The organism is Selenomonas sp. ND2010, from assembly GCF_000702005.1.
Taxonomy (GTDB): domain Bacteria; phylum Bacillota; class Negativicutes; order Selenomonadales; family Selenomonadaceae; genus Selenomonas_A.
Window position 1 is genome coordinate 143,350 of the sequence record NZ_KL370847.1, and the last position, 22,584, is coordinate 165,933.

General features: G+C 50.6%; 20 protein-coding genes. 19 read left to right on the top strand and 1 reads right to left on the bottom strand.

The genetic code is table 11. The features are described 5' to 3' along the window. The first annotated feature begins 53 nt into the window (after positions 1–53). The 13 genes from T504_RS0112665 to T504_RS0112725 all read left to right on the top strand — a co-directional run bounded on the left by T504_RS0112665 (position 54) and on the right by T504_RS0112725 (position 14,384). Complete coding sequence (locus T504_RS0112665) at positions 54–719, top strand: amino acid ABC transporter permease (RefSeq protein WP_033171387.1); 666 nt, start codon at positions 54–56, stop codon at positions 717–719. Next, positions 706–1,425: an amino acid ABC transporter ATP-binding protein gene (locus tag T504_RS0112670; RefSeq protein WP_033171388.1), complete on the top strand. Its 720-nt coding sequence runs from the start codon at positions 706–708 to the stop codon at positions 1,423–1,425. The genes T504_RS0112665 and T504_RS0112670 overlap by 14 nt, the downstream gene beginning before the upstream one ends. Before the next feature lie 152 nt (positions 1,426–1,577). Beyond that, positions 1,578–1,778: a cold shock domain-containing protein gene (locus T504_RS0112675; RefSeq protein WP_033171389.1), complete on the top strand. Its 201-nt coding sequence runs from the start codon at positions 1,578–1,580 to the stop codon at positions 1,776–1,778. A 220-nt stretch (positions 1,779–1,998) separates the two neighbouring features. Next, the gene (gene hpf / locus T504_RS0112680; RefSeq protein WP_033171390.1) at positions 1,999–2,541 is read left to right on the top strand and encodes a ribosome hibernation-promoting factor, HPF/YfiA family; all 543 of its coding nucleotides are present in this window, start codon (positions 1,999–2,001) and stop codon (positions 2,539–2,541) included. A gap of 162 nt (positions 2,542–2,703) precedes the next feature. After that, on the top strand, positions 2,704–5,328 hold the full coding sequence (secA, locus tag T504_RS0112685) for a preprotein translocase subunit SecA (RefSeq protein WP_033171391.1): 2,625 nt from the start codon (positions 2,704–2,706) through the stop codon (positions 5,326–5,328). Positions 5,329–5,364: 36 nt separating this feature from the next. Further along, a complete protein-coding gene (prfB, locus tag T504_RS0112690) occupies positions 5,365–6,471 on the top strand; it encodes a peptide chain release factor 2 (protein ID WP_033171392.1) in 1,107 nt (368 codons plus the stop codon). Positions 6,472–6,529: 58 nt separating this feature from the next. Continuing rightward, positions 6,530–7,225, top strand: a complete 696-nt coding sequence (locus tag T504_RS0112695) for an LmeA family phospholipid-binding protein (protein ID WP_187620251.1) — start codon at positions 6,530–6,532, stop codon at positions 7,223–7,225. Between the two features lie 12 nt (positions 7,226–7,237). Next, the gene (locus tag T504_RS0112700) at positions 7,238–9,298 is read left to right on the top strand and encodes a DUF5693 family protein (RefSeq protein ID WP_033171393.1); all 2,061 of its coding nucleotides are present in this window, start codon (positions 7,238–7,240) and stop codon (positions 9,296–9,298) included. Further along, the gene (csaB, locus tag T504_RS0112705; protein WP_033171394.1) at positions 9,295–10,386 is read left to right on the top strand and encodes a polysaccharide pyruvyl transferase CsaB; all 1,092 of its coding nucleotides are present in this window, start codon (positions 9,295–9,297) and stop codon (positions 10,384–10,386) included. Before T504_RS0112700 ends, csaB begins: the two co-directional genes overlap by 4 nt. A 110-nt stretch (positions 10,387–10,496) precedes the next feature. Next, positions 10,497–11,183 carry a cell division ATP-binding protein FtsE gene (gene ftsE, locus T504_RS0112710; protein ID WP_033171395.1) on the top strand — a complete coding sequence of 229 codons (687 nt, stop codon included), beginning with the start codon at positions 10,497–10,499 and terminating at the stop codon, positions 11,181–11,183. Next, on the top strand, positions 11,173–12,060 hold the full coding sequence (gene ftsX, locus T504_RS0112715) for a permease-like cell division protein FtsX (RefSeq protein WP_033171396.1): 888 nt from the start codon (positions 11,173–11,175) through the stop codon (positions 12,058–12,060). Before ftsE ends, ftsX begins: the two co-directional genes overlap by 11 nt. Before the next feature lie 19 nt (positions 12,061–12,079). Then, positions 12,080–13,204, top strand: a complete 1,125-nt coding sequence (locus T504_RS0112720; RefSeq protein ID WP_033171451.1) for a murein hydrolase activator EnvC family protein — start codon at positions 12,080–12,082, stop codon at positions 13,202–13,204. Between the two features lie 34 nt (positions 13,205–13,238). Further along, a complete protein-coding gene (locus tag T504_RS0112725; RefSeq protein WP_033171397.1) occupies positions 13,239–14,384 on the top strand; it encodes a S41 family peptidase in 1,146 nt (381 codons plus the stop codon). Positions 14,385–14,584: 200 nt separating this feature from the next. Here the strand turns inward: T504_RS0112725 and recQ are convergent, their stop codons facing one another. Continuing rightward, entirely contained in the window at positions 14,585–16,366 is a 1,782-nt protein-coding gene (gene recQ / locus T504_RS0112730) for a DNA helicase RecQ (RefSeq protein WP_033171398.1), read from the bottom strand. Positions 16,367–16,538: 172 nt separating this feature from the next. Between recQ and T504_RS0112735 the strand changes: the two genes are divergently transcribed. The 6 genes from T504_RS0112735 to T504_RS0112760 all read left to right on the top strand — a co-directional run bounded on the left by T504_RS0112735 (position 16,539) and on the right by T504_RS0112760 (position 22,519). Next, positions 16,539–17,972, top strand: coding sequence for a TolC family protein (locus T504_RS0112735; RefSeq protein WP_072022748.1), 1,434 nt, complete (start codon positions 16,539–16,541; stop codon positions 17,970–17,972). Then, positions 17,969–19,096, top strand: coding sequence for an efflux RND transporter periplasmic adaptor subunit (locus tag T504_RS0112740; RefSeq protein ID WP_033171399.1), 1,128 nt, complete (start codon positions 17,969–17,971; stop codon positions 19,094–19,096). Before T504_RS0112735 ends, T504_RS0112740 begins: the two co-directional genes overlap by 4 nt. Before the next feature lie 22 nt (positions 19,097–19,118). Continuing rightward, entirely contained in the window at positions 19,119–19,841 is a 723-nt protein-coding gene (locus T504_RS0112745) for an ABC transporter ATP-binding protein (RefSeq protein WP_033171400.1), read from the top strand. Further along, entirely contained in the window at positions 19,831–21,048 is a 1,218-nt protein-coding gene (locus T504_RS0112750) for an ABC transporter permease (RefSeq protein ID WP_033171401.1), read from the top strand. The genes T504_RS0112745 and T504_RS0112750 overlap by 11 nt, the downstream gene beginning before the upstream one ends. A gap of 86 nt (positions 21,049–21,134) precedes the next feature. Next, a complete protein-coding gene (locus T504_RS0112755; protein WP_033171402.1) occupies positions 21,135–21,824 on the top strand; it encodes a DUF2225 domain-containing protein in 690 nt (229 codons plus the stop codon). A 5-nt stretch (positions 21,825–21,829) separates the two neighbouring features. Further along, positions 21,830–22,519 carry a hypothetical protein gene (locus T504_RS0112760; RefSeq protein ID WP_033171403.1) on the top strand — a complete coding sequence of 230 codons (690 nt, stop codon included), beginning with the start codon at positions 21,830–21,832 and terminating at the stop codon, positions 22,517–22,519. Positions 22,520–22,584: the final 65 nt, after the last annotated feature.

The following is a 22,584-nucleotide window of genomic DNA, read 5'->3' on the forward strand; positions in this document are numbered from 1 at the left end:
TGGTTGAATATTTATTAAGTAATAGATGATTTAGAGGAATTAGGTGAAGAATTATGGATTTTAATTTCCAGCTGGTGCAGGATTCGTTCCCCCTCCTGTTGTTGGGCGCAGGGATTACGATTAAGATTACGGCACTTTCGGTGGCTGTCGGTATCATCATTGGGTTATTCATGGGGATTGCCCGTCTGGTCCGTATTCGCGTATTCCGTATCCTCGCGGCAATTTATGTGGATTTTTTCCGCGGCACACCGCTTTTGATTCAGATTTTTCTCGTTTATTTTGCGTTGCCGCTTTTGACCGGTCAGCGCAGTGATCCGTATGTGGCCGCAATCAGCGCGTGTGGGTTGAATTCTGGTGCTTATGTTGCTGAGATTTTCCGTTCGGGAATTCAGTCGATTGATAAGGGGCAGATGGAGGCTGGCCGTTCGCTGGGCATGACTTGGGTACAAACGATGCGGTATATCATCATCCCCCAGGCATTCAAACGTGTTATTCCGCAGCTCGGCAATGAGTTTATCGCGTTGCTCAAGGATTCTTCTCTGGTTTCGGTTATCGGCTTTGAGGAGCTCACTCGTCGCGGACAGCTGATCATTGCTAAGACGTATGCTTCGGTGGAGATTTGGACGTGCGTTGCCATTATCTATTTGATCATGACGCTGTCGATTTCCCGTTTTGTCGCTTATCTGGAATGGAGGTTCAAGACTGATGATAAACATTGAGAACCTGTATAAATCGTATGGTGATGTCCATGTTTTGAAGGGCGTTGACCTTAATGTCAAAGAAAAAGAAGTCGTTGTCATCATCGGGCCTTCTGGCTCAGGTAAGAGTACGCTTCTGCGTTGCATGAACTATTTGGAAGTTCCCACCAAGGGAAAGGTCACTGTGGATGGCATCCTGCTGGATGGGGAAGCCAATATCAACAAGGTCCGCGAAGAAGTTGGCATGGTTTTCCAGCGCTTTAATCTGTTCCCGCATATGACGGTCCTGGAAAACATCATGCTGGCGCCGATGAAGGTGCGGAAGGTTTCGCGTGAGGCAGCCGAGAAGGAAGCTAGAGAACTTTTAGCCCGCGTCGGAGTGGCAGATAAAGCAGACAATTATCCGACGCAGCTTTCCGGCGGTCAGCAGCAGCGTGTAGCGATTGCACGGGCGCTGGCGATGAAGCCAAAGGTCATGCTATTTGACGAACCGACCTCGGCGCTTGATCCGGAAATGGTAGGCGAGGTACTGGATGTCATGCGTAAGCTAGCGAAAGCTGGGATGACGATGGTTATCGTCACCCATGAAATGGGGTTTGCCCGTGAAGTTGGCGATCGCCTGTTGTTTGTCGATGAAGGACGCATCATTGAGCAGGGCGATCCGAAAGAGGTATTCGAAAATCCTCAGCAGGAACGCACAAAAATGTTTTTATCGAAGGTACTTTGATTTTTATTTGTACACTGTATAAAGACAAAATATCGTTCAAAAGCCTCCTGATAGATATAAGAAATATTGACAGTTTAATTACTAACAATTATAATTGATAGTGACCACAGGATAAATGTGGAAAAGGTAGTTTCTACTTAGGAGGAATCTCAATGGTTGGCAAAGTTAAATGGTTTAGTGCAGAAAAAGGCTATGGCTTCATTGCTCGTGAAGACGGCGATGATGTATTTGTACATTTTTCGGCAATTCAGGACGAAGGGTTTAAGACACTCAGCGAAGGTCAGGCGGTAGAGTTTGATATCGTGGAAGGTGCACGTGGCCCGCAGGCTTCGAATGTCGTAAAGACTGCCTAATAATTGACGATGAATCCCAGTTCGCAGAACTGGGATTTTTTGATGGATTGATGGGAACGGTGAATTCTTTCATAGAAATTTCAGATTTTTCTTAGCAGGAAAAGAAGGGATTATGGTTATTGTGGCGAATACTATGAGTATAAACCTTCTGAAAGGCAGGTTAATACGATTAGAGCCATGGCAAAAGCCGTGGTCCATCATAAGAAAGGGGATGTGTCTTATGGCAACATTCACTGTAAGAGGCAAGAACATTGAAATCACTCCTTCCCTGCGTGAGTACGTAGAGAAACGCGTTGGCAAAGTCACGAAGTACTTTGAAAATGTCGGTGACATTTCGGTGCTTCTCACGGTATCCAAAGGCCGCCATATTGTGGAGGTTACGGTGCCGGTCCAGGGCGGAATCCTGCTTCGCGGCGAGGAAGCCACGATGGACATGTACACGTCAATTGATCTGGTCGTAGAAAAACTGGAGCGTCAGATTCACAAACAGAAAACGAAACTGGCTCGTCGATTCCGTGGTGGCGGATTTAAGGCTGAGGCGTTGCAGTCTTCGGTTATCCCGGAAAAACAGGAGGATGAGGAGTACAAGGTCGTGAAGACGAAACGATTCATCGTAAAACCGATGGATGTTCAGGAAGCTGTTATGCAGATGAATCTTCTGAACCACAACTTCTTCGTGTTCCGTGATTCTGAGACGGAAGAAGTCAACGTCGTCTACAAGCGTACGGATGGCAATTATGGCCTGATCGAATCCGGAAACTAACATGGAAAATTCGGACCTTCCCTGCGGGGAAGGTCTTTTTTGATGCCTTTCCTTATTATATATAGGAAAAGAGTTGGATAATAATCTTGCATTAATTGACTTATAGCAAGCAGTTTGTTAATATTGTAAGGTAAGACTATTAATGAAGTGGAGTGATTTTGTTTGCTGGGATTTCTCAAAAGATTCTTAGGTGACAATAACGATAAAGAGATAGCCCGTTATCGCGAGGTCGTCGAGAAAATCAACGCACTCGAGCCGCAGATGCAGAATCTGACGGATGATAAGCTGACTGGCTATACGAATAAGTTCAGAGAGCGTCTGGCGGCTGGGGAAACGATGGATGATCTCCTGCCGGAGGCTTTCGCGGTCGTACGCGAGGCATCGCGCCGCGTGTTGGGCATGCGTCACTTCGATGTTCAGCTCATCGGTGGTATGTGCCTGCATGAAGGCAAAATTGCCGAGATGCGTACCGGTGAAGGTAAGACTCTTGTCGCAACGCTGCCGGTTTACCTCAACGCGTTGGCTGGCAAGGGCGTTCACATGATTACGGTCAATGACTACCTGGCTCGTCGCGACAGCGAAGAGATGGGCAAGCTCTACCGTTATCTTGGCCTTACGGTTGGTCTTGTCGTTCATGATATGGATTTCCCAGAGCGCAAATATGCATATGGCTGTGATGTTACGTTTGGTACGAATAACGAGTTTGGTTTCGATTACCTGCGTGATAACATGGTTATCTACCCAGACCAGATGGTTCAGCGTGAGCTCAACTTCGCCATCGTCGATGAGGTTGACTCGATCCTGATCGATGAGGCACGTACGCCGCTTATCATTTCCGGCCCTGGTGCAAAATCCACGGATATGTACGCGGTTATGGCCAGAGCGGTAGCCGGACTCAAAGAGGGGACGGATTATACGGTCGATGAGAAGCAGAAGACCGTTGCTCCAGCCGATAGTGTGGTTCCGAAAATCGAGAAAATCCTTGGCATCAATAATCTGTATGCACCGGAAAATATCGAGCTTTCCCACTGCTTCACGGCAGCACTTCGCGCGAAGGCACTGATGAAGCGCGACCGCGACTATGTCGTTCGTGGGGATGAGGTCATCATCGTCGATGAGTTTACGGGACGCCTCATGGAAGGCCGCCGTTACTCCGATGGTTTGCATCAGGCAATCGAGGCAAAGGAAGGCGTCAAGATTCAGCGTGAATCCCAGACGCTGGCTACGATTACGTTCCAGAACTACTTCCGCATGTATGACAAGCTGGGCGGTATGACTGGTACGGCTAAGACCGAGGAAGACGAGTTCCTGAAGATTTACAATCTGCCGGTTATCGTAGTACCGACCAACCGGCCGGTACAGCGTATCGATCATCCGGATCTCATCTACAAGACGAAAAAGGCGAAGTACAAAGCCGTTGGTAAATTGGTGGAACAGCTGCATAAGAAGGGTCAGCCGGTGCTTATCGGTACGACGTCTATCACGCAGTCTGAGGAACTCAGTGCGGTACTCCATAAACGCGGCATTCCGCACAATGTTCTCAATGCGAAGTTCCATGAGAAAGAGGCGGAAATCATTGCCGATGCTGGCCAGCGTGGCGCGGTTACCATCGCTACCAACATGGCAGGCCGTGGTACGGATATCAAACTGGGTGAAGGGGTAGCCGAGCTCGGTGGTCTCTTCATCGTTGGTACAGAGCGCCATGAGTCCCGTCGCATCGATAATCAGCTGCGCGGCCGTTCGGGCCGTCAGGGTGATCCGGGTGAGTCCCGCTTCTTCCTGTCGCTCGAAGATGACTTGTTGCGTCTTTTCGCTTCGGATCGCATCTCGGGCATGATGGACAAGCTCGGTATGGAGGAAGATGAGCCAATCGAGCATAAGCTCATCACCAACTCCATCGAACATGCCCAGAAGAAGGTGGAGGCGCGTAACTTCGACATTCGTAAACATGTCCTCGAGTACGATGATGTCATGAATCAGCAGCGTGAAGTCATGTATGGTGAACGCCGCAAGATTCTCACGGGGGATAACCTGCGCGAGAACATCATGGGAATGGTCAAGCATATCATCAAAGACGAGATGAATCAGTATGCCAATGAGCAGCTGTATCCGGAGGAGTGGCAGCTCGATGGACTCATCGAGGATGCCGAGAAGATTTACGCTCCGGCAGGACGACTCAAGAAGGAAGAACTTGCTGCTATGAGTCGTGATGATCTCAAGGAAGAGCTGGAGAAAGTTGCCGAAGACGGCTATCATCAGCGCGAGCTCCTTTTTGGCGAAGAGAATATGCGCGAACTCGAGAAAGTCGTTATGCTTCGCGTCGTAGATAACAAATGGATGGAGCACCTCGACCATATGGACATGCTGCGTGAGGGTATCAACCTCCGGGCCTATGGTCAGCGCAACCCGCTTGTCGAGTATAAAATCGAAGCCCTTGACATGTTTGAGGAGATGGAAGCTGCAATTCAGGATCAGATCGCTTCGATGATGTATCATGTAAGCATCATCACGCCGGAACAGCAGCAGGCAATGGAAACACAGCCGGAGGGCGAGGCCCCCGCTGCTAACGAGACGCAGAAACAGAAGCTCGAGAAGACTATCGAGCAGCAGCGTTCCCAGCTTTCCGACCATCTGCAGAATGCGCAGGCTTCCCATGGCGATGAAGTCAGTGCTGCCGGCGCAAAGAAAAAGCCGGTGACAAACGACGGTCAGAAAGTTGGCCGCAATGATCCATGTCCTTGTGGCAGTGGCAAGAAGTATAAGAACTGTTGTGGCAGAAACGAATAAGCCAGCAGTGATTTGCGATAAAGTAAAGGTGGAACCATGTTAGAAGATTTAAAACCACAACTGGGAGAGCTCAAGGAAAAACTTTCCCAGATGGAAGTATCCCTGGAAGTTCCGGCAAAGGAAGAGAAAATCGCCGAACTCGAGTATAAGATGGGCGAGCCGACTTTCTGGGACGATGCCGAGCAGGCACAGAAAATCAATCAGGAACTCAACGATGTCAAGATCAGCGTGGACAAGTATAAGAGTCTTTTGAGTAAGTATGAAGATGCTGAGACCATGTTCGAGATGGGCATGGAAGAAGACGACCAGAGCATGGAAGAGGAAATCAAGGCTGAGCTCGATGCGGTAGCCGAAGGCCTGGAAGCCCTCCAGCTCGAGGTCTTGCTCTCTGGTCCCTATGATGCCAACAATGCCATCCTTACGCTGCACGCTGGTGCCGGCGGAACGGAGGCGCAGGATTGGACGCAGATGCTTCTGCGCATGTATGGCCGTTGGGCTGAGCGTCATGGATTTACCGTTGAGACGGCAGACTTGCTGCCGGGCGATGAAGCTGGTGTTAAGTCGGCAACGCTCTTTATCAAGGGACACAATGCCTATGGTTTCTTGAAATCGGAAAAAGGTGTTCATCGTCTCGTGCGCATTTCGCCGTTTGATGCCAACGCCCGCCGTCATACGTCGTTCTCGGCCTGCGATATTATGCCGGAAATCGACGATGCCGTTGAGGTCGACATCAATATGTCGGATGTTCGCGTCGATACCTACCGCGCGTCTGGTGCCGGTGGTCAGCACATCAATAAGACGTCTTCGGCAGTTCGCATGACGCATGAGCCGACGGGTATCGTCGTTCAGTGTCAGAATGAGCGTTCACAGCTCCAGAACCGCGAACAGTGCCTCAAAATGCTCCGTGCAAAACTCTTTGAACTCGAGCTCGAGAAGAAGGAAGCAGAGCTTGCCAAACTCGAGGGCGACCAGCAGAATATCGAGTGGGGCAGCCAGATTCGTTCGTATGTATTCCAGCCGTACACCATGGTCAAGGATCATCGCACGAATCATGAAACGGGTAATGTCCAGGCCGTCATGGATGGCGAAATCGATCCGTTCATTCGCGCATTCTTGAATGCCAAGGCCAATCACGAATTTTGATTTTTGAGGAGTCAGGATGGTAGTTCCTGGCTCCTTGTTCCATTGTGAGGGATTTGATTTGCGAAAAAGCTTGACTATTCTGGGCTTGTTATTCATAATATTAATCGTGTCAAGCGAAACGGTGCTGCCGTTTCTGGCACAGTCAACCTTCCGGACCAAACTGGGGCAGCGGGCTGCTACTCAAGATGTCCAGGTGACCCTTGGCTCGAGTCCGTCGGCCTTGTTGGCGTTGGGGCGGATTCAAAACCTGGATGCCGTGCTGCATCAAGCTAAGGTGGGACAGGTCTACTTGAAGGAATTGACGCTTAAAGGCCGCAATGTCCAGCTCGATATGCCGGCTCTGTTCCGAGAGGAAGGCGTTCAAGTGCAAAATGCGGAGGAACTTACCTTAAAGGGAATCGTGGATGAGGAAAATCTGCGCGAAGTCCTCCAGCGCAAGATTGACAAAATCGAGAATGTCCAAGTCGATATCAACCGGGAGCGGATTCTGGTGACGGCTAATGCGAAGGTCTTTGGCCGCGTGGCCGATATCGAGATGGAGGGGAAGATTCTCGAAGACAGTGGCTCGTTGTATTTTTTCATGACGAGACTTGATATGAAAAATACCCGTATCGGTACGGCCAAGCTCGGCGACATGTTTGGCAATATCCAGCTGACGGCACCGAATAAACTGCCCTTTGGCATGAAAATCCGTCAGGTAGAGCAGACCGATGGGGCAGTAATCCTTACTGCCAGCCGGGATAACAAGGAATAAGGTGGAAAAATAATGAAGGTATTCAAGTACAACCGATGGCTGATACTGCCAATTGTTATCGGCCTGGTGGCTGCGCTCGCTATCGGTTTTCAGCGCCATGGTGTGGAACAGCAAAATCGCCAAGTAGATATGGCGATTGATTACGAGGGTCTTTTGGAGCTGGCTGACCGTGAAGGATTGCCGGCCGAGGATGTTCTGCGTCAGGCGAAAGACGCTGGTATCACTTCGCTGGCTGTATATGAAACGACGTTTAAGAAGTTCAATGAGAATGGTAAGGCAACGGCTATTGCCGGCAGTCAGTTGCTCGCAGACTATCATAGTGGCCGTTTAGCGGATCTTCTCTGGCAGAATCTCATTGCTGCTGGCAAGATTAAGGGCAATGAAGTCTATGTTGTCGGTCACGATGCCCAGACCTGGAAAGAACTCAAAGAGGATCTTCCACGCCGTTTGGGAAATGACCGAGTGGAGCTGTTTACGGTCGGGACGGAAGAAGTCATGGCAGTAAAAGCCCATTACGAATCCTTCTTGAAGATGAACATTGGTATGCCAACCGATGAACTCAAAGCGGTAAATGATGCCGGATTCTATGTCCTGGCGCGGCCGAGCAATTACGAGGACTGCACGCCGGAAGATGTTCAGGCTGTTTTTGACCGTTTGGATGGTTATAAGGTTTCGGAAATCGTATTCTCGGGCAAGCAGGTACTTGGTGCCCCGAAAGCGTTGCAGACTACGATCGATGAGATGAAGGATCGCAATTTGACCTTTGGCCTCATCGAGGCAACGACCCAGCTGCAGTTCTTCAAGCAGAGCGGGATGGAGGAAGTCGCCAAAGGGCTTGGGTATGATAAAGTGGCCCGCCTCTATTCGGTTCCGAAAGATGAGCAGCCCAAATTAAAGATTGATGCAATCGTTGAGCGTTGGTCGAATACGGATGAAGAACGCAATATCCGCATTGACCTCATGCGCATCTACGATACGCCGTCTCCGGACATGACGCTTCTTGAGACGAATATGAAATATTTCCGCGATACGCATGACAAGTTGGTAGCACATGGCTATACCATTGGACCGGCTGCTACCTTTGTACCATTCTACCCGAGCAAGGTGCTTCGCGCCCTGGTAATGGTAGGTGTGGCGGCTGCGGTGGTCCTGTATCTGACCTTGGTGATTCCTTGGCTCAATGCGCGGCCGAAATATGCGTACTTGCTGTTTGCCGTGTTTGCGCTGGCTGCAGCGGTGCCGATGGTGATGGGAAATGGCACGAAAATCCGCGTGCTGGCGGCATTGGCCAGCGCCAATGTTTTCCCCGCCCTCGCGGTTATCTTCCAGCTTGACCGCATTCGTTCGTTCAAGAATAAAGCGGGAGTCGCTCTGCCGCGTTTGATCATCACGGCAGCCCTGGCACTTTTTGTTACGGGCGCTATGTCGTACGTTGGTGCCGCATATCTGTCTGGTTCGCTGGCAGATACGGAATATCTGTTGGAATTCCAGATTTTCCGCGGTATCAAACTGACCTTTGTCATGCCATTGATTTTGGTCGGCATTGCTTTCCTGCAGCGTTTTGACATTTTTGATGGCAAAATGGATGATACGGATGGCGTGCTCAATCAGCTCAAGAAGATTCTCGATATGCCGGTTCGCGTTAAGACGCTGCTGATGTTGTTCTTTGTGCTGGTGGCTGGTGTTATTTTTGTGGCCCGCAGTGGTCATACGTCTGGTATGCCGGTAGCACAGTCGGAACTTCGGTTCCGGGCTTTCCTGGAGCAGGCATTCTATGCCCGTCCGCGGACGAAAGAGCTCTTGATCGGTCATCCGGCCTTCATGCTGGCTGCTATGGCTGTTCTGCGGAAGTGGCCGACGATGGTTTTCTTTGCCTTGGTTCTCGTGGCTACGATTGGTCAGGGGTCTATGGTTGAGACGTTTGCGCATATGCGTACACCGGTTTATATGTCGTTTATGCGCGGCATTGGTGGTATTGTTATGGGCGCTGGCATCGGTGCGATTGCCATGGTTTTGGTGGAACTTTGGCAGGTTATTTTGGCAAAAGCAAAGGGGAGTAGGGCAGATTCATGAGCAGGATCGTCGTATCGGGATATTACGGCTCGAAGAATGCCGGTGACGAGGCAATGCTGGCCGCAATGCTGGAGGTCCTCGGAGATCTCGACCCAAAACTTCATATTACGGTGATTTCTGCAAATCCCGAAGATACGCGCAAACGTCATGGCGTTGCGGCGATTTCCTGGCTGGGGCTGCCCGCCATCATTCGCGAACTTCGCCAGGCGGATCTTTTGATCAGCGGTGGTGGCAGTCTGTTGCAGAATGTCACGAGCCGGCGCAGTCTCTATTATTATCTGGCAATCATTTTTCTGGCGCGATTCCTGGGTACCAAAGTGATGCTTTATGCGCAGGGGATTGGTCCTATCCTGGGACGAGTTGCGGCCTTTGCTATGAAATGGATTGGCAATCGAGTGGATCTCATAACCGTTCGCGACCAAGGGTCTTTAGCGGAGCTTTCCCGGCTGGGAATTCACAAGCCGCCGATTCATTGCACGGCTGACCCCGTGCTGGCCATCCATCCGGTGGACCGTGAAGCGGGGCGGGCGATATTCAAGGCCTATCACGCCGATGGAGCCAAGCCGGTGGTGGGCATCTCCGTTCGTGAATGGCTGGGCTGGACCCACTACAAAGAGGTGTTGGCAGAGGTTTCGGACCGGGTGGTTCGGGAACTAGGTGCCCGGGTCGTCTTTGTTCCCATGCAGTTCCCCGATGATGTTCGGGCAGCGCAGGCTATTGCGGCGAGGACAAAAGAACCTTGTACCGTCCTCAAAGATGAATATACAACGAGTGAGTTCCTGTCAATCGTTGGCAATATGGATCTCATGCTGGGGATTCGCCTTCATGCGTTGATTTTTGCAGGCGTAATGGGAGTCCCGATGATTGGAATATCCTATGACCCCAAAATTGACCGCTTCCTGCAGTCAATCGGTGAAGAGCCTGTTGGCAATTTGCGCGATGTGACAGCCGATGAACTGATGGCGGAGATTCGCCGGAAGTGGAACGACAAGCAGACCTTCCGCCAGCAGAATGCAGAACTGCTGGTGAAGCTCCGCGACCAAGCGGCAAGCAACGCGGAACTTGCGTTGAATTTGGCCCATAAATAATAAAAAGCCTTCCTCTATTAGGAGGGCTTTTTTGCTAATTTTAAGATTTGTATGGTAAAATAAAAGACAGTGTTTTTTGAAAGTATAAGTATGTAAAGGATGAGAATCTTATGATACATATGCGCAATATTTGTAAACAATACGACACAGGCACGGTAGCCTTAGACCATGTCAATGTCGATATCAAGAAGGGCGAATTCGTCTTTATCGTTGGTGCCAGTGGTGCCGGCAAATCCACCTTTATCAAGATGCTGTTTCGGGAGGAGCTGCCCACCAGCGGTAAGCTGATGGTCAACGGTCACGATGTCGTGCATATGGAGCATCGGGAGGTGCCTTATCTGCGCCGCGAGCTCGGCGTTATCTTTCAGGACTATCGCCTGCTGCCGGATAAGACGGTGTTTGAGAATGTAGCCTTTGCCATGCAGGTTATCGAAGCACCGCGTCGTCTGATGCAGCGAAGTGTCAACTCGGTGCTGGATGTGGTAGGCTTGCGGGATAAGTATAAATGCTTCCCCTCCCAGCTTTCCGGTGGTGAGCAGCAGCGCGTGGCGATTGCCCGGGCGATTGTCAACGATCCGGCAATCGTCATCGCCGATGAACCGACGGGCAATCTGGACCCTGATACGAGCTGGGATATCATGGATATCTTCAAGCGCATCAATAAAGCGGGGACGACGATCGTCATGGCAACGCATGATCGGGCGATTGTCGATACGATGAAAAAACGCGTCATTGCTATCGAAAACGGTCAAATCGTCCGTGACCAGCTGAGAGGAGGCTATGGCTATGAAGCTTAGGAATGGGGAATACTACATCCAGGAGGTTGCCCGCTCGTTGAAGCGCAACAACTGGATGTCCTTTGCCTCCATTGGTACCGTGGCGGTGTCCTTGTTTGTACTCGGCGTTTTCCTGACTTTGGTGCTCAATATGAATCGGCTGGCGGCAACCTTGGAGTCTGAAGTACAGATCAGCGTTTATCTGGAGGATAAGGTCATGCCGACGCAGCGTGAGGAAATCAAGCAGGACATCGAGAAGATGCAAGGCATTGAATCGGTGAAATACGTGAGCCGGGAAGAGGCTAAGGAGCGCTTGTCTGAGCGCCTGGGTGACCAGAAATATCTGCTGGAGGCGTTGGGGGATAAAAATCCACTTCCAAACGCCTTTGAGCTTACGGTATCCCATCCTGATATGGTTGAGACTGCGGCCAAGGTCATCGAAAAGATGGACGGAGTAGAGTCCGCTAAGTACGGGCAGGATGTGGTTCAGCACCTCTTTGATATCACGCGGCTTATCCGCTTGTTTGGCTTGGCACTGATGGTTCTCTTAGCTGGAGCGACGCTTTTTATCATTTCCAATACGATCCGGCTAACGGTATTTGCCCGCCGGAAGGAAATTGCCATCATGAAATACGTGGGGGCAACGGACTGGTTCATTCGCTGGCCCTTCGTGCTGGAAGGAGTAGTTCTGGGCTTTGTGGGCGGTGTCATTGCTGCAGTAGCCCTGCGCAGCTTCTATGCAGCTATGGCGGCGAAAATCTACAGTACCCTGGCCTTTTTCCCGTTGATGCCCCAGTATCCCTTTATGACTTACGTCACCGTGGTCATCGTATTATCCGGTATGATAATCGGTGCCCTGGGATCGGCAATCTCGTTGAAGCGGTTCCTGAAGGCGTAAGGTCGGGAGGAACAAAATGATGAAGAAGAATACAAGGCAGCGCCTGCTGGCGGCAATTCTGGCGGCAGGTGTTTTGGCTTCGGTGCCTGCGCATACGGTATTGGCGTCGCTGGAGGATGACAAGGCCGATTACGAGCGCAAGGCTGAACAGAAAAAGGCTGCTAGTGAGGCATTATCTCAAAAGCTGGAATCCCTGTCGGAGGAAAAGCGCCTGCTGGATGAAGAAGCCGAAACGGCGATAAATGAACACAAAAAGTGCAAAGAAGCCTTTGACGAGACAACGAGCCGTATGGCCGATAATGAAGCGCGGTTAAAGGAAGTAAAGGCAGATTATGAGGTAAAAAGTGCCCGTCTGTCCAAACGCGTTCGCGATATCTATATCAATGGCCAGATTTCGTATCTGGATGTCCTGTTTGGGGCCAAGGATTTTTCGGACTTCATGACCCGCATGGATTTGCTGAAGAAAATCATTCGGCAGGATTATGACCTGGTACACGGCGTTCTCGATGAAAAACAGGATATCGAGACCACCCAGGCAAGCTTGGAAAAGGATAAAAAAATCCGGGAGGAACAGGAGTTAAAGGCTCGGCAGGCGAAACAAGTTATGGAGGAAAAGGTGCGCCGCCGTCAGGAACTCATCGATAAGATGAAGTCGGATAAGGCGACGGTTGACCGTGAGTACGATGAACTCATGGCGGCCTCCAAGCAGATTGCCCTGATGCTCCAGCGCAGCAGCATGTCCAATATGCCTGTGTCGGGGGATGGTTCGATGATTTGGCCGGTAGGGGGAACTGTGACCTCGGAGTTTGGCTGGCGTACCCATCCGATTTCCGGTACGCGTAAATACCACAGCGGAATCGATATCGGTGCTGATTATGGCACTCCCATTGCGGCGGCCCAGTCCGGCACCGTGGAATATGCGGGCTGGATTTCCGGCTATGGCAATACGGTCATCATCAATCACGGCGGCGGTATTACCACCCTTTACGGCCACAATCAGTCCTTGGCTGTATCCGCTGGCCAGCAGGTCAGCCAGGGCGAGACTATCGCCTACTGTGGTTCAACGGGGAATAGCACGGGGCCCCATTGTCATTTTGAGGTTCGAAGCGGCGGTGAACCGGTGAGCCCTTATAATTACTTGTAACGATTGACCGGTCATTAGATAGAAGGTGCATAGTTTGAAGAAAAAGAAAATCGTCTTGGGAATCTTGGCGACTGCGGTCATTTCCAGCATGCTGACGCTGATGGGACTCGCGGCTTTATTGGGCCTTGATGGACAGCGTACTTTAGATATGGTTCGTTTCCTGGGCGTCAAGCGTATGATAGAACTCCGGTATGTAAATGAAGTGGATTCGCAGTCACTGATGGATGGCGCCATTGATGGCATGGTCAAATCATTGGGAGACCCGCATTCCATCTATATGAAGGCGGATATGTACAAATCCCTTAAGGAACATACAGCAGGTGCCTTCGGCGGCATCGGCGTGACCATGGGATTCAAGGATAATAAAGTCACGATTGTCTCGGTTCTCGAGGGGACGCCGGGAGAGGCGGCAGGACTCAAGGCCAACGACGAGATTGTAGCGGTGGATGATGTGCCCGTCAGCGAATATCAGCCGGAGGAAGTTTCCATGCATATTCGCGGTGAAGTCGGTACGGAAGTCAAGCTGACAATCCATCGGGCGGGCAGTGAAAACGAGGACTACACCATTAAGCGTGACACTATCACCATCCGTTCGGCGAAAGGTAAGATGCTGGAAGGGACGGAGATGGGCTATATTCGCATCGCCTCCTTCGGCGAGAATACCGGCAAGGAATTCCAAGAGGAGTTTCAAAAGCTGGAAGAAGCCGGCATGAAGGGACTTATCATCGATTTGCGCGAGAATCCAGGCGGACTCATCAAGAGCTGTGTGGAAGTGGCCAATATGGTGGTGCCAAAAGGCCCAATCGTTTCGGTGGTTCAGCGCGATGGTTCCAAAGAGGAACATGATTCGAATTTGGAGACACCAAAGGTGCCAGTTGTCGTGCTGATTGATGGCAACAGTGCCAGCGCTTCGGAAATCTTAGCCGGTGCCCTGCAGGATACGGGAGCCGGTACGTTGGTGGGAACCAAGTCGTATGGCAAAGGGTCGGTGCAGGTAGTAGTTCCGCTTTTTGACGATGATGGCCTGAAACTCACCATTGCCAAATACTACACACCAAATGGCCGCTGCATCGACGGTATCGGCATCGAACCAGATGTAGCCATCGATTTCCAAGAAGGCGACACGACGGATGTGCAGTTAGAAAAAGCAAAAGAAGTATTGCAGGGAAAGATGCCATAAATCGATAAAGCAATATCAGTCAAAAGAGCAAGCAAATCGAAAGATTGCTTGCTCTTTTTGTCGATGGAATAGAATAAAATGATTTCTAGGGTATCGCGTGCTACACCGTTTCATGGTTTTTTGAATCGGATTCCTATGAATCAAGCAGGCAGCGTTTCTGCCAAGGATTTGTTTTCTGAGTTGAGGGAGGAAATCAAAATTTATCGATGTTCCTTTATGCATTGCAGGAAGGCTTCGCCGTATTTTTCGAGTTTCAGTTCGCCGATACCTTTGACGGTTAGCATTTCGTCGAGGGTTTCGGGCTGAACGCGGCACATGTCGCGCAGGGTGGCATCGGAGAATACCACGTATGGCGGGATGTGGTCACGGGTGGCGATTTCTTTGCGCAGGGCGCGGAGGTAATCGAAGAGTTCTGGTGCGGCCGGCTCTTTTTCCTGTTCTGGTTTCGGTACAGCTTGATAGACTTTTTCCTGCCCTTTTAGTACGGCATAGGCACTGGGCTGCAGGGTAAGTACAGGATACTGGCTTTCCGTCAGGGCTAGATAGTCGGTGGCGATGAAGCGCTGAATCAAAAGTTTGATGTCAGCGAGACTGCGTTCTTTCATGAGGCCGTAGGTGGATAGTTCCTCGAAGTGGAACTGTTTGACTCGTTTATCCTGGGAGCCTTTGAGAACTTGGGCGACAAGGGTCAGCCCAAAGCGTTCGCGCATGCGGTAGATGCAGGAGAAGACTTTTTGGGCGTCGATGGTGACGTCAATGCGCTCAAGACCGGCTTTGCAGTTGCCACAGTTGCCGCAGGTTTCAGGAGCGGTAGCATCGCCGAAATAATGGATGATGAAATGGCGCAGGCATTCCGGGGTGTGGCAGTAGTCGACCATTTTTTGCAGGCGACCGAGGTTATGGGCCTTGCGCTGGGGGTCTTCTATGGACACATCGATAAGGTATTTCTGGGTCATGGGGTCCTGAGGGGAAAAGAGCAGGATGCAGGTGCCCGGCTCGCCATCACGGCCTGCACGGCCTGCTTCCTGATAATAGGCTTCGATGTTCTTGGGCATGTTGTAGTGGATGACATAGCGGACGTTGCTCTTGTCGATTCCCATACCGAAGGCGTTGGTGGCAACGATGACCTGAATGTTGTCGTAGAGAAAGTCATCTTGCGCCTTGGTGCGCTGTTTTTCGGTAAGGCCCGCATGGTAGCGTCCGACGGCAAGTTTCTTTTTTTTCAGCAGGTCGTAGACTTTGTCGACTTCCTTGCGGGTGGCGGCATAGATAATGCCGGATTCCTCCGGATGATTTTTGACGTAGTTGACGATGAATTTTTTCTTGTCCTCGCCGCGGCGAACTTCAAAGTAGAGGTTGGGGCGGTCAAATCCCGTGACGTGAATTTGCGGGGCCTTTAGGTCGAGTAGGGTTATGATGTCATCTTTTACTTCCGGCGTAGCGGTAGCGGTAAAGGCGGCGACCAGCGGGCGGCGTGGGAGACCTGCGATAAAGGGAGCAATCTGACGATAGCTGGGGCGGAAGTCATGGCCCCATTGGGATAGGCAGTGGGCTTCGTCCACGGCAACCATGGAGATGGTCTGATGTTCAAGGATATACTGAAAGTAGCTGGTATCGAGACGCTCCGGGGCGACATAGACCAGTTTGTACTGACCCGCGGCGATGGCATTTAATCGCGCGTCGGATTCTGCCAGAGATAGTGTGCTGTTGATGTAGGTTGCTGGAATGCCCTGCTCGGCCAGGGCATCGACCTGGTCCTTCATCAGGGAAATCAAGGGGGAGATGACGAGGGTCAGTCCCGGGAAAATCATAGCAGGAATCTGAAAGCAGATGCTTTTGCCAGCGCCAGTTGGCATAATGGCAACGGTGTCTTTGCCGGAAAGCAGGCTGTTTATTATCGGTTCCTGCGCTGGGCGGAAACTGGGATAGCCGTAGAAGCGGCGCAGAAGTTTCAGCGCCTGGTCAAAATATGGGTTGTCCATGGAATATGGCTCCTATCTTAATGGTTTTCTTAGCGTTTCTTTATGTTTACGCAACTATTCTATTCTATCATAATCTGATAAAATAGGTTCAGACAGTTGGAGGAATTTGTAGTAAAGTATAGAATTAGAGAAAATGGACTTTTTTCAAACGAACCTGTAGGAGGAAACCTTCATGAATTATCATCGCATCATGAAAAATAAAAAGAAACACCTGGCACTGGCTTTGGCTGGTGCTATGTTTATGATGATGCCGGAAGCTATGGCGGCTGATGTTTCACTTCAGGATGCCATCAATCGTGCGCTTTCGGAGAATACGGGACTTAAAGTCACGCAGAAGGGCGAGGATTCTGCGAAATATAAACTGGCTAAGGCGAAAGTACAGAATGGTATTGCTCCGTCTGTTACTGGCGAGTTGAATGCCGAAAAGAAAGATTCGGGAGCAACGGATGCGTCGGGAAAATTGGCGGCAACGGTTTCGGTGCCCATTTATTCTGGCGGAAAAAATCAGGCCAATATCAAACAAGCTAAGATTGGGGTGAAGGCGGCCGATTTACAGACGGAACGCGACCGCGAGAATCTTAAACTAAATGTAATCAAGGCATATTATAATGCGTTGGAAGCCAAGAAGACGGTAGGGGTTCGTCAGGAGACTGTCGATAAATATAAGGAACACTACAACAATGTCAATCAGCTTTATTCGGCAGGTGCCAAGGCGCGGATTGATGTAATCCGCTCTTCGGTAGAGCTCAGCAATGCTCAGCAGAATCTCATCAAGGCTGAGAATAATTACGAAGTGGATTTGGCGACGCTGCGCAACTATATGAATATGGATCGCACGGAACCCTTGAATCTCACTTCGGATTTTTCCTATGATGTGTTTGGCATCGATATGAATGATTGTATTGATTACGCCTATAAAAATCGCAAGGATTTGCTGATCGATCAATATAAGCTGGAACAGCAGGAGCAGGCGATAAAAGCCGCGAAAGCAGGCTATTTGCCATCGGTAAAGGTCAGCCTGGGACTCGATCAAACGGAACGCTATAAGCCGTCCAGTTCGTCAAGCCATGGAGCTTCGGCTGGGGTTGGCTTGTCGTGGAATATCTTTGATGGTGGTCTTACGCGGGCTGAGGTGAAATCGGCTAAGACCGATTATGATGTGGCCCGTCTCAATCTGTTGAAGGATAAGGAAGATATCGACCTTTCGGTACGACAGGCATATTATAGCATGCGTGAGGCGGAGAAGCGATTCAACTCCACCAAGGATGCGGTCAATCAGGCCGAACAGGATTACTATATCGCCCGCGAAAAGTATCGTGCTGGCGAAGGCTTGATGCTCGATATCATCGACGCCCAGGAGGCCTTGTCGACGGCGCGGTTGAATCAGATCAGTGCGCAGTACGATTATGCCCGTTATAAAGCCACGGTGGAAAATGCCATGGGAATGGGGCTGAATGCCAGTGAACGGGCTTCTGCCGCAGAACTGGAGACCGATGTGGATACGACGCTTTCGGCGTCTTCGGTAGCAGAACGCGCTGGGGATACGGCTGCAGCATTGCGGGCCGCAGAACAGAAACAGGCAGAAAGAGATGAGGAAGCGAAATGAAACTTAAATTCGATTGGAAGGTCAAGGCAGGAATCGCTGTCCTGGTTTTGGCGGCAGCAGCCTTTGGCGGCTGGAAATACTACCAGGGACAGCAGCAGGCCAAGAAAGCGGCGGCAGTGGAAACGACTGAAGTTGTCCGCATGAATATGAAGTCAACGGTATCAGCGACGGGAACGATTCGTCCCGTGAATTCCGTTGAGGTAAGTTCCAAGGTCACGGCACGTATCAAGCAAGTGCTGGTAAAGGAAAATGAACAGGTAACGGCTGGACAGACCGTGGCTTTGCTCGATGGTAAGGATTACGAAGCAAAACGCGATCAGGCCAAGTTCAAGGTAACGAATACAAAAGCCAAGTACGATCGCGTCAGCTATCTTTACAGCATCGGTGCCAATACGCAGGCAGAGCTGGAAGATGCGGCTTTGAATTACGATACGGCAGTATCGGCACTCTCGGAAGCAGAGTCCGATATGAACGAGATGACCATCACGGCACCAATGTCCGGTGTGGTTGTCGGTGAGCCAAAGACTGCCGGAACTATGGCCACGCAGGGTTCGGATAATCCGACGGTAATCATGCGCATTGCCGATTTGTCCAGCAAGCAGATTCAGGCCAAGGTCGATGAAACGGATATCGGCAGCATCAAGGTGGGGCAGACTGCTACGTTTACGGTAGATACTTATACGGGGCGTACGTTTACGGCGCGAGTAGCCAATATTTCGCAGACCGATACGAGCAATAGCTGGGATACGAAGTCGAGTTCGTCGTCGAGTTCGTCGTCGGCCAGCGTTATTTATTACTACGTAACCCTTGACGTGGATGACCCGGACAATCTCCTGCTGCCAGCCATGACAGCCCGGGTGGAAATCAATACCGCCAGCAAGGATGATGTGCTGGCCGTGCCCATCTCGACGTTGAAAACGGATTCCAACGGTTCGTATGTTATTGTCAAGAATCCGGATGGTAAGCAGGAGAACCGCTATGTCCAGACGGGAATCTACAGCGATGAGTATGTAGAGATTATCGATGGCCTCTACGAAGGGGAACAGGTGGTAAGCACGTATACGGCCAAGAAGAGCTCGGCAACGGCAAAAAAGCAAAATGGCCCGGGCGGGCCGCCTATGTAAGGCACGGAAGGTGAGGTTTCCTATGGAAAAAACGGAAGATCGTTATCCAACGATACAGCTTTCCGGCATTCGTAAACTCTATCATATTGGTGGAGAAACGCTGGCAGCGCTAGACGGAATCACCACCAATATTTATCAGGGGGAGTTTGCTGCTCTCATGGGGCCGTCAGGTTCCGGAAAGTCGACGCTGATGAATATCCTGGGATGTCTGGACAGACCCAGCGAAGGGTCTTATAAGCTGGATGGCGAGGAGGTTTCGGGACTTAGTGATGATGCTTTGGCGATAACGCGCAATAAGAAAATCGGTTTTGTCTTCCAGAACTTCAATCTGCTGTCCCGGATATCGGCCCTGGAAAATGTGGCGCTTCCCTTGGTTTATGCGGGAGTTGGCCGCAAGGAGCGGCTGGAGCGCGCGCAGCATTATCTGGAGGCGGTAGGCCTTGGTGACCGCGCCGACCATCAGCCCAATGAGTTGTCTGGTGGTCAGCGCCAGCGCGTAGCGATTGCCCGGGCACTGGTCAATGACCCGCATATCATTATGGCCGATGAGCCTACAGGTAATTTGGATACCAAATCGACTAGGGAAATCATGGATATCTTCGAGGCTATGCATGAGAAGGGGCGAACGATTATCCTGGTTACGCATGAGCCGGAAATTGCTGCTTGTGCGAGCCGGCAGCTCTTAGTGCGGGATGGCAAGATAACCCGTGATGAAGGAAAGGGTGTGGTCATGGATGTTGTTTAGAGAAAGCTTCCAGATGGCACTCACTTCCCTTTATGCGAATAAGATGCGAAGCCTGCTGACTATGCTGGGCATCATTATTGGTGTTGGGGCGGTTATCGCGCTGGTATCGGTTGGTATGGGCGTGCGCAGCAATGTCACGAGTTCCATTGCCAGCCTGGGTTCCAATATGCTGATTGTATCGCCAGGTTCGTCGAATCGTGGCGGTACGCGTGGCGGTGCTGGGTCTATGCAGACGTTGAAATATGACGATGCCACGGCAATCAAGGAAAAAATCAAAAACATCGATTACGTATCGCCCTCGGTGTCGAGTTCCTATCAGGTCGTCTATGGCAATAATAACTGGAAGACGTCCGTGCAGGGTGTAACGCCGGAGTTCATGGCAATCCGCTCGCTTTCTATCAGCAACGGCTCGTTTATTTCGTTAAATGATATGAATAAGCGAAGCCGTGTGGCGGTTATCGGTACGACGGTGGCGGAAAATCTTTTCGATCAGGAAAATCCGGTAGGCAAGAATATCCGCATTAACAACCAACCCTATAAAGTTATCGGCTTGCTCGATTCCAAGGGGCAGTCTTCCATGGGACAGGACCAGGACGATATGATTTATGTGCCGATTACGACTGCGCAGGAGCGAATGCTGGGCATTACGTATGTTCAGTCGATTAACATCCAGGTCAGCGACCAGAAATACATGGATCAGGTGCAGGCGGAGGTAGAGACGCTTTTGCGCACCCGTCATCATCTGGTGGGGGATAAGGAAAATGATTTTAACGTCCGCAACCTCACGAGTCTCATGGAGACGGTCAGCCAGTCTACGGCCATGTTGACGATGCTCTTGGGGGCGATTGCGGGGATTTCCCTGCTCGTTGGCGGCATTGGCATCATGAACATCATGATGGTCTCGGTGACGGAGCGTACCCGGGAAATCGGTATCCGCAAGGCACTTGGGGCTACGTTTATGAATATCATGACGCAGTTTCTCATCGAGTCTATGGTCATCGGTGTCATCGGCGGCATAATCGGCATTGTATTCGGTTGTGCAGCCTCGCAGATTATCGCAACAGTGGGGAATTTCAAGACGGTCATTACCGTGACACCGATTGTTATTTCCTTTGTGTTTGCCGTAGGAACTGGATTGTTCTTTGGCATCTATCCAGCTCGGAAAGCCGCGAAGCTTGACCCGATTGAAGCGCTGCGGTATGAATGAGGTGTCTCCTTCATTTATTTTTCCAGATTTGTGTGGTATGCTAAATATATTGTCTAAAAGGAATCAATTATCATAAGGGGGACATTATGGGAGAATTTACTTTTGTTGTCGAGAAAACGTGCCCGATTTGTGGGGAATCGACGCGTGTGGTAAAGACAAAATCCAAGCTGTTGATGGATCACATGGATGAAGATTTCTGCGTTCATTATCAGCGATTCAATCCGTATTTCTATAAGATTTGGTTTTGTGAGAAATGTGGTTTCGCTGCGGATGAGAAGACCTTTTTAGGAACGATTCCGGAGCTTCACAAGCGTAAAATCCAGGAGTTCCTTGCCAAGCGTAAGCTGGGGCTGGAGTTCGTGGAAGAGCGCAAAACGCCAGAGGCAGTGGCTTCGTTCAAGTTGGCTATTTTCTATGCCGAATTGACGGATCAGCCACTGGCAAAACGCGCCGGACTTTATTTGGAGCTCGCGTGGATTTATCGCGATGCCGAGGATGAAGAAAATGAGAATGAAATGCTCAAACGGGCGGCCGAACTATATGACAGATCGCTGATGACGGAACGCTATCCGATTAACGGCATGTCGGATTCGATGGCTATGTATTTGGTCGGTGCGATTTATTTCCGCATGAAGGATTATGAAAAAGCCACGCAGTACATTTCTCGTATCATTGGGGACCAGAATATTCGCAATAACGAGGTCCAGATTTATAAACGCGCCCGTGATTTGTGGCAGGATATCCGCCAGCTTAAGGGCGATGAACCGGAGGCATAAAGAATATGATTGATTTACCCGCCAGTTGGCAGGAACAGTTGCAAACGATTGATTGGTCAAAACTTGAAGAGAAGGTTCAGGATTATGGTCCAGTGATTCAGATCATTCAGCATACCTGGAATCGGGAATCCCTGCAGGAAATCAGCCAGGGGAAACTGTTTGTCCCGGATGAGGTGGTGAATGAGGCGATTGCACAGCGAATTCCTGCCAATGGCCGGGTAACGGCGCTCAAAGTGGTATCGCATGCGAATGGCCGCATGGACATCGTGACGGATACCACTTCGGTAGGCAAGATTGAATTGTCTGGGGAAATCAAGGAATTTGTTCATTCCGGAGATAAGTCCTATGCGGTTTATCGGGTCAGAGAGCGCAATATTCCTTCTCATGGACTCATGTCCTGGGTGTTTTCGCGTATTTCGCTGTCGATGGCGGAGCGTTTGGTGGGAAAAATCGAGATATCCGATGATTTGCCGGTGAATATTCACCGGAATACGATAAATATCGATTACAGTAAAGTTTTGGCGGCCTCGGATTTTGGCAAAGCGGAGTTTCAGGGCTATCGCTTGCTGGATCTCATCGAGGTGGAAGGGGCAGTTCCCAAAGAGGGCGGAATTGAATTTCAGACCAAACTAAACGTTCCGGATTCCGTGAAAAACGTGCTCATGCAGTTGGTAGCGGATGGGACGGAAGACTAAACGAAAACACAAAGAAGGGAGCGCGATTCGTTGAGACGACGAATTCTGTCGGTGCTGGCTGTGCT

What these genes read in the sequence shown, in the direction of transcription:
- recQ (WP_033171398.1), bottom strand. Translation starts at nt 16,366, where the DNA reads ATGGACAACCCATATTTTGACCAGGCGCTGAAACTTCTGCGCCGCTTC.
- prfB (WP_033171392.1), top strand. Translation starts at nt 5,365, where the DNA reads ATGTTAGAAGATTTAAAACCACAACTGGGAGAGCTCAAGGAAAAACTT.
- ftsX (WP_033171396.1), top strand. Translation starts at nt 11,173, where the DNA reads ATGAAGCTTAGGAATGGGGAATACTACATCCAGGAGGTTGCCCGCTCG.
- T504_RS0112740 (WP_033171399.1), top strand. Translation starts at nt 17,969, where the DNA reads ATGAAACTTAAATTCGATTGGAAGGTCAAGGCAGGAATCGCTGTCCTG.
- T504_RS0112760 (WP_033171403.1), top strand. Translation starts at nt 21,830, where the DNA reads ATGATTGATTTACCCGCCAGTTGGCAGGAACAGTTGCAAACGATTGAT.
- T504_RS0112675 (WP_033171389.1), top strand. Translation starts at nt 1,578, where the DNA reads ATGGTTGGCAAAGTTAAATGGTTTAGTGCAGAAAAAGGCTATGGCTTC.
- hpf (WP_033171390.1), top strand. Translation starts at nt 1,999, where the DNA reads ATGGCAACATTCACTGTAAGAGGCAAGAACATTGAAATCACTCCTTCC.
- csaB (WP_033171394.1), top strand. Translation starts at nt 9,295, where the DNA reads ATGAGCAGGATCGTCGTATCGGGATATTACGGCTCGAAGAATGCCGGT.
- T504_RS0112665 (WP_033171387.1), top strand. Translation starts at nt 54, where the DNA reads ATGGATTTTAATTTCCAGCTGGTGCAGGATTCGTTCCCCCTCCTGTTG.
- T504_RS0112735 (WP_072022748.1), top strand. Translation starts at nt 16,539, where the DNA reads ATGAATTATCATCGCATCATGAAAAATAAAAAGAAACACCTGGCACTG.
- T504_RS0112755 (WP_033171402.1), top strand. Translation starts at nt 21,135, where the DNA reads ATGGGAGAATTTACTTTTGTTGTCGAGAAAACGTGCCCGATTTGTGGG.
- T504_RS0112720 (WP_033171451.1), top strand. Translation starts at nt 12,080, where the DNA reads ATGAAGAAGAATACAAGGCAGCGCCTGCTGGCGGCAATTCTGGCGGCA.
- T504_RS0112700 (WP_033171393.1), top strand. Translation starts at nt 7,238, where the DNA reads ATGAAGGTATTCAAGTACAACCGATGGCTGATACTGCCAATTGTTATC.
- ftsE (WP_033171395.1), top strand. Translation starts at nt 10,497, where the DNA reads ATGATACATATGCGCAATATTTGTAAACAATACGACACAGGCACGGTA.
- T504_RS0112670 (WP_033171388.1), top strand. Translation starts at nt 706, where the DNA reads ATGATAAACATTGAGAACCTGTATAAATCGTATGGTGATGTCCATGTT.
- T504_RS0112745 (WP_033171400.1), top strand. Translation starts at nt 19,119, where the DNA reads ATGGAAAAAACGGAAGATCGTTATCCAACGATACAGCTTTCCGGCATT.
- T504_RS0112750 (WP_033171401.1), top strand. Translation starts at nt 19,831, where the DNA reads ATGTTGTTTAGAGAAAGCTTCCAGATGGCACTCACTTCCCTTTATGCG.